This is a genomic window from Cecembia rubra, assembly GCF_003014575.1.
Taxonomy (GTDB): Bacteria; Bacteroidota; Bacteroidia; order Cytophagales; family Cyclobacteriaceae; genus Cecembia_A; species Cecembia_A rubra.
This window is the reverse complement of record NZ_PYGF01000014.1, coordinates 44805-63791: the sequence shown is the minus strand read 5'-3', so window position 1 is coordinate 63791 and position 18987 is coordinate 44805. Positions and strand designations below refer to the sequence as shown.

The following is an 18987-nucleotide window of genomic DNA, read 5'->3' as shown; positions in this document are numbered from 1 at the left end:
AAATGATTATTCGGTTTTGTCCAGAGAATCCAGGTTCATTTTAAGGAGTGTCCGCCACTCCTCCAGTGTGGAGGGGAATCCACCACTCTGGATAAGCTTCAGATCAGGTCCCAAAAGAATCTGTCTGGGGAATGTTGAAACCTGAAATATTCTAAGAATTTCATGGTCAGGACCTGCATAAAAATTTATTGCCTTATCTGAAGTGTATTTGCCAGATTTCAGACTGTTGGTCCACAGTTCCGAGTCCTTATCGGTAGAAATTGAGACAAAGGAAACCTGATGTCCGAATTCTTCTTCCAGTTGAGAAAGGATGTCCCTATAGAAAATCACACATGCCCCGCACCCGGTAAACCAGAAATCAAGGAACAGTAGTTTTCCGTCCCAGGCAACTGATGAAAGGTTTGATTTTTTGTTTTCAGGTGTGGAAAATTCCAAAGGGGCCAAGGATGCGGAATGTTGTGTTTTATTGACATAATCTTCCAAAAGGGAAGAAATCCAGGGAGTTTCTATGAAAGGAAGCTCAGCAGCAAACTCTTTTTCCGGATTCTGAATTTCACTAGAATACCTGATCAGGTAATATCCAAGGAGTTTGTCTTTTTCAGGTCCTATAAAATTTTGTTTTATCCATTTCCTTATTGGAATATTTTCAATCCTAGCTGATATAAGTCCAAATTCAATTACTGCAATATGAAGCTGGGATCCGTGGTAAAGTGAGTTTTCAGGAAAATCAAATGATTTTGGATGCGGAAGTTCTTTTTTGTAAAATTGGGACAAGCTATCCAAAACTATGCTATTGTTTGACGAGGCAGCTGAGTTGTATGCAAACCTGAACTGATTATAGATTTTGTAGAGGTCTAAACCCAGATAGTTACCCTTAATGATGTCTAATATGTACTTATCAATATTCAATTCAGATGTATCAAAATCCTGAATTAGGTGATTTTCCAATTCACGTATTCTTTGTCGCAGTTTTTTAATCTGGAGAAATGGATCATAGGGGATAACCTCAAAACTCCTTCCGTATTGTGAACCAAACTCCTCAAGGAGTGCAGAAAATCTTCCTTTTTTTATAAATTCTTCAGGATTGGGATTGTTGATAATTAGTCCTGATTCAAACTGTTCTAATTTGCTTTTTCTGGTCTGTTTTGCTTGAAATTCATAAGCACCAGCAGACTTACCTGAAAAGAATATGTTTTTAGTAAAATCATCAAAGAAGATCATGACACTGTCCCCTGGGGATACCAAAAAGTCCTGCATCAGGTAATGCGAATCTGATTTCAAAGTCAGATAGCCAGGGCTGTGGATGGGAGGTGACACCCATCTGAAATAAGTTGACTTGGGATTCCTTTGGACCATGGTAGGGTTCCGCAAAGGAATGGTAGTTGATATATGCTCAAGCTTTGTTGGATTATACCAGAGGAAGTTTTCAAATAGCTGTGCTTCCAGTTCCTTGTATTCAAATGGAGAATGAATCTCCCCATAAATCACTACCGGGACAGGAGGGGTTTCACTGGTCTGGGAGAACAATGGCATGCTGTTTAGAATAAAATAAATTGAAATGATGATTTTTCTCATATACTTGGGTTCTTGTTGGATAATTGGGAATTTGAAATAAAGGAAGCCGGAAGGGGAAGCATTCTCGAGTTTCATCGTAAAAAATGCTTGGCTATCCTTCCGGCCCCGGGCCAAAAAGCACTACCAGGGCTTTTTGCTTCTACCCGGCCCGCACCGCTGTAGTACCGTCACCTTCTGTGTATCCGTTAGCTACATTTGGGTCTATTGATTCGTTTCACCTTTATGAGAAAAGACGCGGTGTGGGTCCTGTGGGGGTGACAGGCAACTTTTCAGCTGTCGTCAAATAGCAATCCTATGATTGCAGTGGTTGTAAGTGAGTTCATGGTGCTGGGTTTATGGTTTTTTATTTCTTGTCCTAGCTGGCTGCTATGAAGGAAACTCATTCTTCATTCTAAATACATCACTCATCATTCATCATTCCTAATTCCCCAAAAGACATGGCAGTCCCAGGAAGCATGATTGTATGAATTTTTTCATGCAGCAAAACATTGTTGAAAAGCATAAGATTGAAGCGGAGATTTACCCAATAGAGGATCTAACCCTTGCTAAATCTAGCTTTTGTAACAGGAAATAGGATTTGAATGGAAGACCGGAGTCACTGCAGTAGACCCGATACCGTTTAGACAGACTGAAAGGATTTTGTATCAACTTGGGGTTGATTGATGTTGCCTGCCTTGCAAAACAATAAGTTCAAATAGGGTTCTTTGGCTTTCGTTCAAAAAGAATTTCGAAAGCAGTCAATCCTCTTGTTAGGTACTGGAAACCAATCTCAAAAAGGAATACTTTGGCATTTAAGTTATGGAGGAAGTTACTGTGGCCAAAAATCCTGGGCACAGACCTCTTACACTCATTGCTGAGGTCTGAGAAGTCACCCAAGCCTAATTGAAAAGAGGCTGTGCCCTTCTTTTGGAACAGTTTTAAATGTTTTTGCATCCTTTTATTGTTTGGCTTCTCAGACCTAACATTGAGGATGTGGGTCAAATATATTAAAATGTAAAAACAAAACAAATATGTTTAGTTTTATTTTTTCAATAATCCTCATTTTTATCTTATGGAGGAGGATTTAATAGAATTTAGAGTAAAATTAGGTAATCGAATTAAAGAGATTAGAAAATCTAAAGGTTTAACCCAGCCACAATTGGGTTCATTAATAAATAAAGACTATCAAGATATTAGTAGATTGGAAAATGGGAAGGTTAATCCATCGGCATTTTATATATGGCAAATTTCAAAGGCATTAAAGATAGACATTGAGGATATCTATAATTTTTAAAAAATTTAATAGGTACTTATTTTTTCTTGACAAATTTCAAACACCAACATTTTCATTTTTCTAACTTTCTCTAAAAGTTTAAAGCAATCATCTTCTGAAATGTCAAAATCCCTACTGTACCTCGCTTCCACATAACCTTTGCGTAGTAATTCAAACAACCTATATTCCTCTTCATCATCTGGCGGTGATAAAAAGAGATTGTATAATCCATAATCTAAGTGTTTGGCATATTTCCTTAATTTATTAAGGTTATGAACAGTCGGTTTATATCCTGAAAATACCAGCATAACTGTTGCATAAAAGTTTTCTACTGCTTGGTGTTGCTCAAATAATGATTTCCTATAACTCCCTCTATCAAAAGCATTTTCGGCATCAATAAGAAATTCATTTCCCATTGGAAACCATATGTCGAAATAATTTTGTGATCTGGTTTTAAGTTCTTCCTTGCTGAGTTTATGTGGTTTTAAAAAATCGAATTTTTCATCATCGAAGAGGGTTATACCTTCTGATAGTATTCGGATAAAAAAATACTGGCCATAGCTTAGGCCTGTATTGATATAATCAATGCTGTGAACGAGTATGCTTGTAATTCCTTTAAGCTCTTCGTTGCATTTGTTTTCTATGTGGCTTATGATGGCTTGCTCTTTTTCAGTTTTCTTTTTGGTTACCACCAAAAAATCATAATCGCTTTCATAAGTTAAAGTGATGCCATCATGCTGAAGTGTTGAATCTACCCACTTACCAGTAGCATGGCTTCCAAATAGAATCACTTTAGTAGGATCTGCCTCCTCCTTTATGATTTCAAGGATGGCATTTATCTCATCCTGCTTTGATTTGGGTAAATGGCTTAATGGGTTGGTTGGCATGTTCTTTTAAACTAAAATATAAATGTAGCAATTATTGCCTGGTTGGTCAAATTGATTTGGAAGCTTCAAGGATAATTTAATTGAATGGAGGTTGAACTCCATTTCAAAGTTTTATTATTTGAATTTAGCTCGAATTGAGGGGATTGGGTTGGGTTAGTTAAAATACTGCAAAAACAGAAAAAATGCTCATTATCAAATAAATAGTGCTCTAAGATGCACCTTTTAATGTAATTACATAATAAAGACCAAGGTATGTAAAATATAGTGCATTTTATAGCTCTTTATATTGAATTTTTAAATATTAGTATTATATTTGCATAAAATAATGCTTTATAATGCACTTGTTAGAGTTAATAAAAACCATAAAAAAACGTAGGGAAGCGCTACAAGTAACTCAGGAGGGGTTGGCAGCATTATCAGGTGTTGGGTTGAGAACATTAAAACAGTTTGAAAGCGGAAAAGGAAATCCTACGCTGTCAACATTGCAAAAGATATCTGATGTGTTGGGCATGGAGGTTTGCCTAAAAATTAAAAACGTGAAGCATACTAAATGAGAAAAGCCAAAGTATTATTCAAGAATGAAGAATCGGGTATCTTGACCCAACACGATGATGGTTCTTTTACATTTCGTTATCACGAAGACTGGGTAACCAATAACGACAGGCAAAGCATCAGTCTAACTTTACCTAAAAATGAAAAAGAATTTCATTCTAAATACCTGTTTCCATTTTTTTACAACATGCTTCCTGAAGGTTCTAATAAGCAAGTGGTATGCAAACTCAATAGAATTGACAGTGAGGATTATTTCGGATTGTTGATGACTACTGCAAAAAATGACACCATAGGTGCCGTAAGAATTATTAAACTGGATAATTAATGAGTTTGCCAGAAATTAAATATTGTCCCGGAACATTATCTGAAGGTTTTAATACATATAGCAGAACAGCTTTAAAAAGAGTTTTTCAGGCCAAGAAGGTGCATCATGTTTTGCCTTACTATTCGCCAACATCCAACCCCGAAACTGATCTTCTGTTTGATGAGAATCGAAACCGCATGTCAATATCAGGTGTACAAGAAAAATACTCTGTATTGCTTGACAAAAACAAGATAAGGCTTATTAATGAAAATGAACAAGGCACTTATATTCTGAAACCAATTCCAGGTGCCGGTAAAAAGCCAGATCAAATGCCTGCCAATGAGCATTTAACCATGCAAATTGCCCGTCAGGTTTATGGAATAGAGACTGCAGAAAATGCGCTGATATTTTTTAAAGATGGCACACCTGCATACATCACAAAAAGATTTGATGTAAAAGATGATGGTTCAAAATTAGCTCAAGATGACTTTGCCTCCTTAGCAAAAAGAACCCCACAAACCCATGGAGAACATTACAAGTATCTCGGGAATTATTTAGATATATTTGAATTAATGCGTAACTATTTAACAACTTACAAGATAGAAGCGCCAAAACTTTTAAGAATACTTATATTTAATTATCTTTTTTCAAATGGAGATGCACACTTTAAAAATTTCTCTATACTAGAAACACCTTTTGGAGATTATCGACTGAGCCCGGCTTATGACTTACTAAATAGCCGTATCCATATAGAAGATAAAGACTTTGCATTAGATGATGGTCTATTGCCCAGAAATCTAGCCCAAGGCAAAATCGGTTTACAATTTGCTAAACTAGCAGAGAAAGCAGAAATCAGTGAAAAGACTTTTCAGGATATTATGGCATTGATGATTAACAAATCAGATTTAGTTGAAAAAATGGTGGCTGCTTCTTTTCTGAATGATTCAACTAAAAGAAATTATTACCAATCGTTTCAAGGACGTTTAAAGCAACTGACTAAAGCATGAAATATGATGTTCATTCAGAGGTTGATCTACAATACTACCAAGTACTAGTGGTAGTCGAGGTACAGTCTTAAATGACAAGTAATCTTTAAAGATTATATTGAATTTACTATAGCGAAACCATGGCTTAAGGCGCCTTGTTGCATGGAAGTTCATCTACTGAAGGACTGGTTTTCTCCGGTCATTTTCATTGACACTTGAACCAACTCCTTCCCTACACCATACTTTTTCCAGAGTTCATCTGTCACTGAATAGAAATTCACCTTTCCTTTCCTTTCCTAGTATTAACACCACAGTCTTTGCAAGTATAATCCCATTTCATAAGGCTAAAAATTTGAATAAGACACCTAAAATCGTAAATTTTAGGTTGAAATTGAATAATGAACGTAAAAAATACCCTGTATAGGGGATTTTTTAGTTTAGAGGGATTTGGTAGGTTTGGAAGAGGGATTTTAGTTACATCTAAAGAGTTGTAAATATTCTCAGAAGTAAGATCTCCTTATAATGATTTATAAAAAACATTAGTTTTAATAAACAATGCAATTGTAGTATCAAGCCAGCAAGAATTGAAGGCTTGGTGGTATAAATACGTTGTAATAAGTAAGTTATAGCCAATGGTAGGACGACCGAACCGTAACATAAAAACAAGCAGACAATGACAATAAAAGAAGCGATTTTAAAAAGCCTTGATGAAATCAACGACTTGACAACGTATATGGACATTTACAACCATATCGTTAAAAACAATTATTACGACTTCGGTACAGCTAAAACTCCGGCTTCAACAATTTCTGCATTGCTGGGCGACTTTATTCGTAACGGTGATACTAGAGTAAAACGAATAAAACAAGAAGGCGGGACTTACTCCTACTACTTGACAAAAAATGAACAAAATATTGGAATAGACATTTTAAGCGGTGCGACAGAAACTCAAACAACAAAAGTTACTAAGGTTGACAAAGCGAAAACATTTGATGAGAGAGACTTGCATAAACTGTTAAGCAGCTATTTAAAAAACACAGGAACTTACTCTAAGACAATTTTTCACGAGCAATCAAACGGCAAAGACAATAACCAAATTTGGACACACCCAGATATGGTTGGAATTAAGTTTTTGAACTTGCAGACCAAAGCCAGTCAAAACTTTTTAAAATCAATTAATCGTGTTGACACTTTCAAAATGAGTTCTTACGAATTGAAAAAGGAAATCAACAGCGACAGTGAACTTAAAAAAGCATTCTTTCAGGCAGTTTCAAATTCAAGTTGGGCAAACTACGGTTATTTAGTTGCCTTTGAGTTCAGCGACAGTTTAAACGAAGAAATGGCAAGACTTAACCAATCATTTGGAATAGGTATAATTGAATTGAACGCTAATCCTTATCAAAGCAAAATTCTTTTTCCTGCCGTGTATCGTGACTTGGACTTTAAGACCATTGACAAACTCTGCAAAATCAATAAGGAATTTGAAAAATTTATTGAGCAGACAGAAAAGCTAATGACAGCCAGTGAAAAATATGTTTCAGGTGCAGAAAAAGAGCTTGACGAATTTTGTGACGAGTATTTTGCAAACGACACAGAAGTAGAAAAATATTGTAAAGAAAAACATATACCGACAGAGCAAGAATGACAAGAACCACTGGCTATAACACGGGTTTTGCGTCAGGCGGGGTGACGTGCAAACTTGGGGCTTTGTGCTTCTATTCAAATTTAGTGCAGGTTGACAGTTTTGTGCTCCGAAACCCGCCCGAACGCAAAGCCCGAAAACGTTAACAGCCATTTTGGAATTCCGTAATATGAAGAAATATTTCGTTACAATTTTAGTATGTATTCTAATCAGTTGTTCTTCTGCAAAGAAAATGACAGACAATTTCTATTCTGAGGATAAAAATGTAAATCTTTTTGCTTTTGTTGGCAAGAAAATATCCGTAACACAGTTCGATCCAAATGCTGAAGAAAAAGAAGTAATATCTACTGATAGTTTAACTGGAGAGAAAATCGTAAGAAAATCATATATAATGGATTCTGGTTTTCGTTGTAAATATTTAGTTCTCAAGAATGTTTATAATCGTGTTGAGAATGACACCGTTGAATTTGTTGCATATGATCATTATGGAAGACCAGATTTTGAAAAATCTGAATATGTCTTATTATATATTTCTAAAAGTTCAAAAGGAAATTCCTTTTTCCATCAAAAATATCAATATGATAACTTAAAAGTTGACGCAGACAATAATTTCTATGGATACATTTTTAAATTGAAAAATAACAGTTGGATTAAGCAAGATAAAAAAGTTTCTGTCAGAGAATTATTTGATGAAAAGAAAAGAAATGTATTTAAAGAATTATTCAAATAAAAACGGCTGTTAACAGCGGTTTGGCGTAATGGCGGGTGCAGTGCTTCGTATGACAGTTTTGTGCTAAGTTCAAGTGTAGTTCTTCGATTGAACTTTTGTGCTAAAAATCCGCCACTACGCCAAGCCGCAAAACGTTGGCAGCAAGTGTAAAGGACAACCCGACAACAACAAACAGACGACTAAAAACAGAGAAAAAGTAAACCATTTTGACAGGTGAACACGGACATAAGAACGATACAACAAACGGACAACGAGTAAGCCGACACTCATTGCCTACCCTTCTGTGTTTTAATTTTTTCCCCAACGCACAAAAAAAATTGAATTTCTATTGCCACCGCACAAATGTCACATTTGGTTTTTTCCAACACACGAGCCAACGCTCAAAAAACCAAAAGAGCCATTTTTTTAGCCAACGCACGGACAGAAAGACCAACAATAAAAAGTAATTTAGCGAACCAATAAATAAAGAGAATTTTAAATGAGTGAAGACCAAAAACGAGTATTAGAACAACAACTTTGGAATATAGCCAATACGCTGAGAGGCAAAATGAATGCGGACGAGTTCCGTGACTATATCTTAGGCTTCATTTTCTACAAATATCTGAGCGAGAAAATGGAAATTTTCGCTAACGACATCTTGAAACAAGACAAAATCAAGTTTCGTGAAATAACACCAAAAACAGCACAAGCCAACGACTTTTTAGAAGCTATTAAAGAAGAAGCTTTGGAGAAATTGGGCTACTTCCTTAGACCCGAAGAACTCTTTACCGAAGTGGCTAAAAGAGGAATGGGCAACAACGAAGACATTGACCAATTTGACGAAAGCAAAACAAACTTCATACTTGAAGACCTTCAAAAAATACTGACCAACATCCAATTGAGTACAATGGGTACTGAAAGCGAAGAGGACTTTGATAATCTCTTTGAAGATATGGACTTGAACAGTACCAAACTCGGTAAAACACCCGAAGCAAGAAATACAATAATTGCAAAGGTGCTAACTCACCTTGACAAGATTGATTTCAAGTTGGAAAACACGGAACTAGATGTTTTGGGTGATGCTTACGAATATTTAATTGGGCAATTTGCCAGCGGTGCAGGTAAAAAAGCAGGTGAATTTTATACACCACAGGAAGTTTCTAAAATATTGGCAAAGATTGTTACCACAGGCAAGCAAAAACTAAAATCAGTTTACGACCCTACTTGTGGTTCAGGCTCTTTGTTGTTGCGTGTAGCCCGAGAAGTTAAAGACGTAGCAATGTTTTATGGACAAGAAATGAATCGTACAACATACAACCTTGCCCGAATGAATATGATTCTGCACGGTGTGCATTATCGTCAATTTGACATTAAGCAAGAAGATACATTGGAGTATCCGCAACACATTGACGATTTACCTTTTGAAGCCATTGTTGCCAATCCGCCTTTCTCTGCCAAATGGAGTGCGAACCCTATTTTTACAAGTGATGACCGCTTTAGCCAATACGGAAAATTAGCACCAGCAAGCAAAGCTGATTTTGCCTTTGTTCAACATATGATTTACCATTTGGCTGAAAATGGAACTATGGCAATTGTATTGCCACACGGTGCATTGTTCAGAGGTGGTGCAGAACAACACATTCGCAAATTCCTCATTGAAAACAAAAACTATTTAGATGCAGTAATTGGATTGCCTGAAAAAATATTTTTTGGAACAGACATACCAACTTGTATAATGGTTTTCAAGAAATGTAGAGAAAACCCTAAAGATGTAGTTTTTATAGATGCCAGCCAACACTTCGCAAAAGGAACTCAAAACTATTTACGACAAGAGGACATTAATAAAATCATAAACACCTATCAAAACAGGATAACAGAAGATAAATACAGTTTTGTTGCTTCGCTTGAACAGATTCGTGAAAATGATTACAACTTGAACATTCCTCGTTATGTAGATACTTTTGAGGAGGAAGAAGAGATTGATTTAGATGCAGTTTCAAACAAGTTGGTTGACTTGGAGAAAGACATCAAAACAACCGAAAGCGAGATAGCTAAATTTTGTAAAGAACTTAATATTTCAACGCCCTTTTAATTATGAGAAGTACAAGAACAAAACCAGTCTTGCGATTTCCTGAATTTAAAGAGGATTGGAAAGAATGTAAACTATCCGATTTTTTAACAAGATATTCCGAGACAAACAAAGATGAAGAATTTAGCCTTGATGAAATCTTGTCTTTGTCCTCACATTATGGAATAGTCAGTAGAAAAGAACTTCTTGAAGAGACTTACAGTAATGTTAATCACCTTAGCTACAAGAAAACAAGGCTAAATGATTTGGTTTATGGCAAAAGTATTAGTGCAAGTTATCCTTATGGTTTATTCAAAGTAAATGACTACAAAGACGGTTTGTTATCTACGCTTTACTATACTTTTAAGGTTAAAGAAAATGTCTTTCCAAAGTTTATTGACTGTTATTTCAGTCATTTAAACAGAGCAAATAATTTTTTAAGAAAGTATGTTTTGGTTGGGGATAGGTACATTACAGCAGATGCGGACTATCTTTTGAGCGGAAAAATTTACCTTCCATCTCAAAAAGATGAACAGAAAAAGATATCCGATTCTTTAATTCAGATTGACAAACGCATTGCTCAACTCAAAGAGAAAAAAGAAAATTTAGAGCTGTACAAAAAAGGAATTACGCAAAAATTATTCTCCCAAAAACTCCGCTTTAAAGATGAAAATGGAAAGGATTTTCCAGAGTGGGAAATAAAGAAATTAAAAGATGTTTTTTCAAGGAAATCAATTAAAAACAAAGGGAGTTTAATTAAAAATGTACTCACCAACTCTGCAACAAGAGGGATTATTTCGCAAGGTGATTACTTTGACAAAGACATAGCAAATCAAAATAATCTTGAAGGATATTATATTGTTGAGGTTGATGATTTTGTTTACAACCCAAGAATTTCCGTTTCTGCTCCAGTTGGTCCATTAAAAAGAAATCATTTAGTAAAAGGAGTTATGTCTCCACTGTATACAGTTTTGAAACCTAAAAGCGGAAACTTATGCTTTTATGAGCATTATTTCCAAACTTCATTTTGGTTTAAATATATGAGAGGGATTGCTAATTATGGAGTAAGGCACGATAGAATGAATATTACCAATGAAGACTTTGAGAAACTTCCTTTACCCTATCCTCACATAAAAGAACAAGAAAAGATAGCTTCATTTCTCAATGAGATAAGCAAACAAATTGCTTTGGTAAACGAGCAATTGGAAGAAACTAGAAACTTTAAAAAGGCATTGTTAAGTAAATTATTCTGCTAATGGCTGTTAAAAAAGAACCAATAGAATTATTAAAAACCAAACTTAATAGGTGTATCAATGGCAATATGTCATTGACAAATCGTAGCCTTAAAGCAGGTAATAAGATTCTAATAAAGTATAATCAAAATTTTGTTGAATACACCGAAAATGGATATACCTATGACGGAATCGACCGCTTTTATACAAGAGATTACACAGTAAAAATTGAATTGAACCGTGAAAATCTTTCCCTTATTAGTTCATCTAGTTCAAAACCTGATAAAAACTTTGGATTTTTCTTAGGCTTTATGAAAAACATTACTGCCCAAGACCTCAATAAGGTAGTCATTTCAAATGTAAACAAAGTTGAACCACCGATACTCTATACAACAAAATCACTATTTGAGGATTATAAAAAAATAGCAAGAGAAGAAGGAATTGATAAAAATATTCGGATAAGAAATCGAGTAGCACCATATTTAAAAAATCATTTTGATATTGAATTGAATGAGGCTGAAGCACAAAAAGACTATTCCCTTGTACTAAAAGAGATAATCGCCAGTAATCAAGTATCACAGGCTGATATAATAGAACTTACAGGAAATCTTGAAACAGGTGAAAACATCAATCTTGTAGTTGAAAAAAAAATTAATAAACAAGTTGATTGGTTGATAACAACCATTGAAGAACAAATATTAAGTAAATCAAAGATTACTACCGCTGATTCAAAAACTATAGGAAATACATACTTCGGATTTCCTAAAATTCAAATTAAAGGTCCTGAGGATTTGATGGAAAAGATTTTGACTAAATATGGTCAATATACATTTTTTGGTGTGCCTGCAATGATTAATACAAACAAGTATGTTATTCACCACGGTGATTTATCTCGTTCTCAATTAGATTTAATTCTTATTACCCACTTAGGCGATATTGAACTTGTAGAACTAAAAAGGTCAGATGAAATATTAATGGATTTTGATTTTGGCAGAAAAAAGTTTTACCCAACAAAAACATTAGCAGCAGCAATTTCTCAATGCGAAAGATACATCACAACAATCAATAGAGACAATGATGAAAGCTTTAAAATTGACAATAAAAAAATTAGAGATTTTCTTCAAGAACAAATAGGTGCCGATAATTTAGATGTTGAATCTGTTAGACCTACAGGAACAATTATAATAGGTAGTTCTAATTCCATTTTCACCCAATATGAAAATCTTAATGCTTCACAAAAAGCAAAAATTTCAAAAGGTCAATATGAAACAAACGGAAAATTGGCATACAAGGAGTTAAAAAATACTTACAAAAACATTAAAGTGCTTACATATAGCGAATTAGTAGGACACGCTAAAACAAGATTGCAGTTGGATTTATGAGTAAACAAAGCGAACAAATATTAGAAGAACAATTGATTGCCCAGTTGCAAAAATTGGGTTATGCTTACTTTCCTATTGCAGACGAAAAAGCGCTATTATCAAATCTTAAAAGTCAATTAGAAAAGCATAATCAAATTTCGCTTTCAGATGCTGAATTTGACAAGGTGCTTAACTTGTTAAATAAAGGGTCAGTTTTTGAAAAATCAAAAACACTTCGCCAAAAACAACATATTGTAAGAGATAACGGAGACAATCTCTATTTCGAATTTCTGAATACAGAACATTGGTGTCAAAACCAATACCAAGTAACCAACCAAGTAACCCAAGAAGGCAAGTACAAAAACCGTTATGATGTTACGATTTTAATCAACGGTTTGCCCTTGGTTCAAATTGAACTCAAACGCAGAGGTTTAGAACTCAAAGAAGCCTTTAACCAAGTCAATCGCTATCAACGCCATTCATTTGGTGCTAATTCCGCCTTGTATCAATATGTTCAGATTTTCATCATCAGCAACGGAGTAAATACAAAGTATTACGCCAACAACCGAAACCAAAGTTTCAAGCAAACTTTCTATTGGACAGATTTTGAAAACAAGCGATTGACCAATATTCTCAACGGTTTTACAGATGCTTTTTTAGAGCCTTGCCACATCAGTAAAATGATTTGCAAATACATTGTACTCAATGAAGCCTATAAAATTCCAATGGTACTTCGTCCGTATCAATTCTATGCAGTAGAAGCATTAATTGACCGAGTAAAAAACTCCAACAAAAACGGATATATATGGCATACAACAGGTTCGGGCAAGACCTTAACCAGTTTTAAAGCCAGTCAAATTTTGATGAACTTCCCAGAAGTTCACAAAGTTGTTTTTGTAGTGGACAGAAAAGATTTGGACTACCAAACCACAAAAGAGTTCAACAGTTTTAGTGATGGTTGCATTGACGGAACAGACAATACCGCCAATTTGGTAAAACAATTTATTGGCACTTACAAAGACAAAAAAGGTGAAGCGAAAAACACCAAATTAATTGTAACCACTATTCAGAAACTCAATACTGCCATCAGTAAATTGAAGTACGAAAAGAAAATGGCAGACTTGAAAGACAAACGAATCATTTTCATTTTTGACGAGTGCCACCGAAGCCAGTTTGGAGAAACACACAACAGGATAAAAGAGTATTTCAATAATGCTCAAATGTTCGGTTTTACAGGAACACCCATTTTTGCTGATAATGCCAATAAAAATGAATTGGGCAAACGAACCACCAAAGACCTTTTTGAAGATTGCTTGCACAAATACGTAATTACAGATGCCATAAAAGATGAAAACGTATTGAAATTTTCGGTTGAATATGTAGGCAGGTACAAGCAAAAAGACACAGCAACCGAAATTGATATAGAGGTTGAAGACATTGACACACAGGAGTTGATGGAAGATGAAAAGCGATTAGAAAAAATTGCCGATTACATCATCAACAATCACAACCGAAAAACGCATAGCAAAGATTTTTCAGCAATGTTTTGTGTAGATAGTGTAAAGTCATTGATTCGCTACTACGACATTTTCAAACGCAAAAAATTAGCAGGAGAACACAATCTAAATATTGCAACTATTTTCAGCTATGCAGCCAATGAAGATGATGCAGATGCCAATGGCTTTATTCCCGAAGAAGTTTCTGTGGTTGAAGAACCAAGGGCTTTATATGGCTTGCAAGCCCACAGCCGAGAGAAGTTGGATGAATTTATTGAAGACTACAATCAATTGTATGATGTAAAATATTCCACCAAAACCAGTGAGGATTTTTACAACTACTACAACGATATTTCAAAGAAACTGAAAGACCGAGAACGCCAACCCGAAAATGTAAACAATCGCATTGATGTTTTATTGGTGGTGAATATGTTCCTGACAGGATTTGATGCCAAGAAAGTGAACACGCTTTACGTTGACAAGAACTTAAAATATCACGGATTGATTCAAGCATTCAGCCGAACTAACAGAATTTTAAACGAACAGAAATCACAGGGAAATATTGTTGTTTTCAGAAACCTGAAAAACCGAACAGACGAAGCCATTACCCTATTCAGCAACAAAGAAGCGATTGAGGTTATCATAATGAAACCTTATGAAGATTATGTTGCCAAGTTTGATGAAGCATTTGAAAAGCTATTAGAAGTTACACCGACAACAGACGCAGTAAATGACCTTGAAACCGAAGATGATGAACTGAACTTCATTAAGGCCTTCCGTGATTTAATGAGGATAAAAAACATTCTCACAGCCTTTTCAGACTTCAAATGGGAAGATTTGAAAATGAACGAACAACTTTTTGAGGACTTTAAAAGCAAATACCTTGACTTATACGACAAAGTAAAAAGTAACCATCAAAAGGAGAAAGTTTCCATTTTGGAAGATGTGGACTTTGAATTGGAGTTGATACACCGTGATGAAATCAATGTTTCATACATCATCCAGCTTTTAATCAAACTGAAATCACAAACTCAAAAAGACACGACAAAAGCAGAAAAGGAGATTTTCAACTTATTGAGTACGGAAGCAACGCTAAGAAGCAAACGAGAACTCATAGAGAAATTCATTTTGGAGAATCTTCAAATCATCAGCGACCCCGACAACATTACACCTGCATTTGAACAGTTTTGGAACGAAGAACAACAAAAGGAATTTTCTAAAATCGTACAAGAAGAAAATCTATCAGCCGAGAAAACAGAAAAACTCATTGAAGATTATCTCTTTGCTGAAAGAGAGCCACTCCGTGACGAAGTTTTAGAACTCATTGAAGGCGAAAAACCAAGCTTACTTCAACGCAAAAAATTAGGCGACAGAATTTTGAAACGTATTGTTGATTTTGTAGAGACGTTTATTAACGGAATGAATTTGAATTAATATGCAAAAAATAGACAAGGATACCTTTCTGCGAAGTTTTAAAGTACTTTCAAATCAGTCATTTGATTTGTTGCTTGGTGCAGGTGCGTCTATTTCTTCAGGCATTCCTTCAGGAAGTGATTTAGTATGGCATTTTAAAAGAGAGATTTTAAGCAGTAGCGGTAAAATTAGTGGCAAAAAGTTTCAGGATTTAAAAATTGAAGACAACAAAAAAATCATTCAAAGTTACTTTGCGGAAAAAGGAGAAAGTCACATTGTAAATCCGTATTCACACTATTTCAATGAATGTTATCCCGACCCGTTAGTAAGGAAAGATTTTCTAACAAGTTTGGTTAGAGATAAAAAGCCGTCTGTTGGTTTTATGTGCCTTTCGGCAATGATTGAACAACAAAAAATCAATACTGTTTGGACAACAAACTTTGATGACTTAATTGAAAAAGCAATTAATGGATTAAATTACAAAAGCTGTCAAATCGTTTCTCCAGACAATGCAAGTACTGTTCAACAATTCAAAACCGATATTCCAACAGTTGTAAAACTTCACGGAGATTTTAGATATGACCCTTTACAAAATACGGATGAGGAACTTCAAAAATTAGAAGAAAGTTTGCATCAATATTTTTTAGATGCTTCAACAAAAAGAGGTTTGTTAGTAGTTGGGTATTCAGGTAGTGACGAATCTGTTTTGCAAACTATTGAAAAGGCATTGGAAAAGCCAAACGCATTTCCGAAAGGCTTAATTTGGTGTATTCCAAAAGATGTTTCACCAAATGAACGTTTAACTCAACTTATTGAATTAGCTAACAAACAAAATCAACGGTCAGGATTTATGACAATTGATAGTTTTGATTATTTCCTTCACGAGCTATATAAAATATGTGATTTAAAAAACGAACACATTGATAAAATAGCAAGTGAACGCTTTGAACAAAGGCAATTTTTTAGATTAACTCAAAATCAATCTAATACCACACCAATTCTGTTAAATGCTGTAAAAGCTAAGAATTTCCCAAAAACTATATTTTCAACAAAGACTAAGATAAACGGAGAAGGAAAATGGAAAAAACTTATTGAACTTCTAGAAGATTCAAATGTAATAGCCTCTTTCAGCAAAGGAGAAACCTTATCGCTTTTCGGAAATGAAAATGAAATCAAGGAATTATTCAAGGATTATTTTACAGACGAGCTAAAGTTAATTGACATTCCTGATTATATTTTCCATCAACCTGATTCATATTACATTGGTCTATTGTATCAATTAATCGAGAAGTCTTTGGTCAATGATTATGACTTAGCATTACACACCAAAGGAAGTCAATTCAGAAAAGTATTCTCTTTGAATCATCTTATTAATCAAGAAGAAATAAATGACATTCAAAAATTCAATAGGTCATTTACAATCCCGAACAATATTCAAGTATTTGAAGCATTTGAGTTCAAAGTAGAATTTGTAAATAAAGAATTGTTTTTACTGATTTGTCCAACCATTCATATACAAACCAACACAGGCGAAGAGCCAGACCGTTTAACAGTTCAGAATATTACCAATGCTATTGTTTCAAATCGCTACAATGGTAAATATGGTAAAAAACTAGGCTTCTGGTTTGCTGAATTAAAAAGAAGAAAGTCAGACTTGACTTTTCGTTTGGGTGACTTTGAAATTAAACTTTCAGAGTATTATTCCACCGCAGCAAAAAAGATGGATAACTTCTTTTGTTTTGAGAGTTATTCTAAAGCTAAAGAACCTTTAATTTACTTTCATCACCAAGATGACACAAAACAATCTATACATCCGATAAACGGTTTAAAAATATTAGGACCCTTAGAAGAAAGTTTCGGAGCGAATGGTGTTGCTTCAAAAATCACTTTAGCCATTATCGCACCTGATACAGGATTTGAGAGGGTTAAAACTCATTTAGAATCATTACTTAATTCAGTAAGCCCAACAACCGAAAAAGAATACTTGAAAGACTTTCCAGGCTTTGACGAAGTTTATAAGAAACACTTAATAATACCAAATTCCATTCAAAATGAATTTGTTGTTTCCATTAATAGCCAAGAGATTAAACATTATTCTGCAATTCAGTTTTATGACTTAATCAAAAGTAAAATAGATAAACTTTCGACAAGAAGCACCGAAATTGATTGTGTAGTTATTTATATTCCTGATGCTTGGAAAAATTTTAGAGAATTAAAAAACGAACAAACGTTCTTTGACTTACACGATTCCTTGAAGCTGTATGGCGTAAAGAAAGGCTTAAGGTTACAATTTATTGAAGACAAATCTATTACATACAAAGACCAAGCAAAAATTAAATGGTGGCTTTCCCTAGGTATTTATGTAAAATCAAACGGAACACCTTGGAAAGTAAAAACAGACAATACTGAAACTGCATTCGTAGGTTTGGGTTATTCTATTAGACAAAATGCAAGAAACAAGGTTGTTTTAGGAAGTAGCCAAATTTTTGACGGAAGCGGAAACGGCTTGCGTTTTTTGCTTCAACCAATAGAAAAGCCCGTTTACTTTGGTAAGAATCCATTTATGAGCAAAGATGATGCTTTCCGTTTAGTTAGTAACATTAGGAATACTTATCATAAAATAGACCCAATTATAGGACTTAAAAAATTAGTGTTGCATAAAACGACACATTATACACGAGACGAAATCGAAGGAATTTGCAATGCACTTGAAGGAATTGAAAATATTGAACTTCTGCAAATTCAACAATTCACTAATTGGAGAGCGATAAAATTAAAGAAAGACTTTGCAACAGGTAAGCACACCTTTGACGGCTATCCAATTGAAAGAGGGACAATTATTCAGTTAGACGAATTTAGTTTCCTACTATGGACACACGGAGTTGTCGAAAATCAAGAGTTAAACGGAAAATATTACCAAGGAAAAAGAGGAATTCCAACGCCTTTACTTATTAAAAGATTCCGAGGTACAGACTCTATTGAAACAGTTGCAAACGATATTTTAAAACTGACAAAAATGAATTGGAACGGAGCAGAATTGTATAAAACAATGCCTGTTACAATTGACTTTTCAAAAAGACTTTCAGTAATGGGAAAACAATTAGAAGAACTTGGAAACAAAGCCTATGATTTTAGATACTTCATATAGCCAACGCACAAAAGCACACACATTGCCAAGTCGCACCAGCCGACACACAAGCCAAAACTTGGCAAAGAGTGTGCTTTTCCCAACGCAGAAAGAAATTCAATTTTTTTTCTCCCTCCCTCTTGAAAAAATTAAAACACCCCACACACAAACCGACACGACAAATATCGTTAATCTCAACAAATTCAATGGTTTACAGACACGGAGGACAGAACACCAGCTGCCAACAGCGGTTTTGCGTAATGGCGGGTTCAGTGGTAAATTGAAGTGCAGTTTTTCAAATCAACATTTGTGGTGGGTTGACAGTGAAGTGCTCCGAAATCCGCCACTACGCAAAGCCGCAAAACGTTATGCGCAATTATAAA

Annotated in this window: 15 protein-coding genes; 12 read left to right on the top strand and 3 right to left on the bottom strand. The window is 34.8% G+C overall.

The window, feature by feature from the left end:
• Positions 1 to 6 precede the first annotated feature (6 nt).
• Complete coding sequence (locus tag CLV48_RS18265; RefSeq protein ID WP_106568739.1) at positions 7 to 1650, bottom strand: TlpA family protein disulfide reductase; 1644 nt, start codon at positions 1648 to 1650, stop codon at positions 7 to 9.
• Positions 1651 to 2265: 615 nt separating this feature from the next.
• Complete coding sequence (locus CLV48_RS18260; RefSeq protein ID WP_146140123.1) at positions 2266 to 2508, bottom strand: hypothetical protein; 243 nt, start codon at positions 2506 to 2508, stop codon at positions 2266 to 2268.
• Positions 2509 to 2626: 118 nt separating this feature from the next.
• Between CLV48_RS18260 and CLV48_RS18255 the strand changes: the two genes are divergently transcribed.
• A complete protein-coding gene (locus tag CLV48_RS18255; RefSeq protein WP_106568737.1) occupies positions 2627 to 2848 on the top strand; it encodes a helix-turn-helix domain-containing protein in 222 nt (73 codons plus the stop codon).
• Positions 2849 to 2853: 5 nt separating this feature from the next.
• On the opposite strand, the gene CLV48_RS18250 is transcribed toward CLV48_RS18255, so the two are convergent.
• The gene (locus tag CLV48_RS18250; protein ID WP_106568736.1) at positions 2854 to 3714 is read right to left on the bottom strand and encodes a HEPN domain-containing protein; all 861 of its coding nucleotides are present in this window, start codon (positions 3712 to 3714) and stop codon (positions 2854 to 2856) included.
• 335 nt (positions 3715 to 4049) lie between these two features.
• On the opposite strand from CLV48_RS18250, the gene CLV48_RS18245 reads away from it, so the two are divergent.
• The 11 genes from CLV48_RS18245 to CLV48_RS18195 all read left to right on the top strand — a co-directional run bounded on the left by CLV48_RS18245 (position 4050) and on the right by CLV48_RS18195 (position 18986).
• Positions 4050 to 4268 carry a helix-turn-helix domain-containing protein gene (locus CLV48_RS18245; protein WP_106568735.1) on the top strand — a complete coding sequence of 73 codons (219 nt, stop codon included), beginning with the start codon at positions 4050 to 4052 and terminating at the stop codon, positions 4266 to 4268.
• The gene (locus CLV48_RS18240; protein ID WP_106568734.1) at positions 4265 to 4591 is read left to right on the top strand and encodes a HipA N-terminal domain-containing protein; all 327 of its coding nucleotides are present in this window, start codon (positions 4265 to 4267) and stop codon (positions 4589 to 4591) included. The genes CLV48_RS18245 and CLV48_RS18240 overlap by 4 nt, the downstream gene beginning before the upstream one ends.
• On the top strand, positions 4591 to 5577 hold the full coding sequence (locus tag CLV48_RS18235) for a type II toxin-antitoxin system HipA family toxin (RefSeq protein WP_106568733.1): 987 nt from the start codon (positions 4591 to 4593) through the stop codon (positions 5575 to 5577). Before CLV48_RS18240 ends, CLV48_RS18235 begins: the two co-directional genes overlap by 1 nt.
• A gap of 652 nt (positions 5578 to 6229) precedes the next feature.
• On the top strand, positions 6230 to 7201 hold the full coding sequence (locus CLV48_RS18230; RefSeq protein ID WP_106568732.1) for a COG2958 family protein: 972 nt from the start codon (positions 6230 to 6232) through the stop codon (positions 7199 to 7201).
• 166 nt (positions 7202 to 7367) lie between these two features.
• The gene (locus CLV48_RS18225) at positions 7368 to 7928 is read left to right on the top strand and encodes a hypothetical protein (protein WP_146140122.1); all 561 of its coding nucleotides are present in this window, start codon (positions 7368 to 7370) and stop codon (positions 7926 to 7928) included.
• Between the two features lie 478 nt (positions 7929 to 8406).
• Positions 8407 to 9999 (top strand): type I restriction-modification system subunit M, encoded by a 1593-nt coding sequence (locus CLV48_RS18220; protein WP_106568730.1) that lies wholly within the window; start codon positions 8407 to 8409, stop codon positions 9997 to 9999.
• A gap of 2 nt (positions 10000 to 10001) precedes the next feature.
• Positions 10002 to 11231: a restriction endonuclease subunit S gene (locus tag CLV48_RS18215; RefSeq protein WP_106568729.1), complete on the top strand. Its 1230-nt coding sequence runs from the start codon at positions 10002 to 10004 to the stop codon at positions 11229 to 11231.
• Positions 11231 to 12589, top strand: coding sequence for a Shedu anti-phage system protein SduA domain-containing protein (locus CLV48_RS18210; RefSeq protein WP_106568728.1), 1359 nt, complete (start codon positions 11231 to 11233; stop codon positions 12587 to 12589). The genes CLV48_RS18215 and CLV48_RS18210 overlap by 1 nt, the downstream gene beginning before the upstream one ends.
• Positions 12586 to 15498: a type I restriction endonuclease subunit R gene (locus tag CLV48_RS18205; protein WP_106568727.1), complete on the top strand. Its 2913-nt coding sequence runs from the start codon at positions 12586 to 12588 to the stop codon at positions 15496 to 15498. The genes CLV48_RS18210 and CLV48_RS18205 overlap by 4 nt, the downstream gene beginning before the upstream one ends.
• A gap of 1 nt (position 15499) precedes the next feature.
• Positions 15500 to 18625 (top strand): SIR2 family protein, encoded by a 3126-nt coding sequence (locus tag CLV48_RS18200; protein WP_106568726.1) that lies wholly within the window; start codon positions 15500 to 15502, stop codon positions 18623 to 18625.
• Entirely contained in the window at positions 18603 to 18986 is a 384-nt protein-coding gene (locus CLV48_RS18195) for a hypothetical protein (RefSeq protein WP_106568725.1), read from the top strand. The genes CLV48_RS18200 and CLV48_RS18195 overlap by 23 nt, the downstream gene beginning before the upstream one ends.
• Position 18987 lies beyond the last annotated feature (1 nt).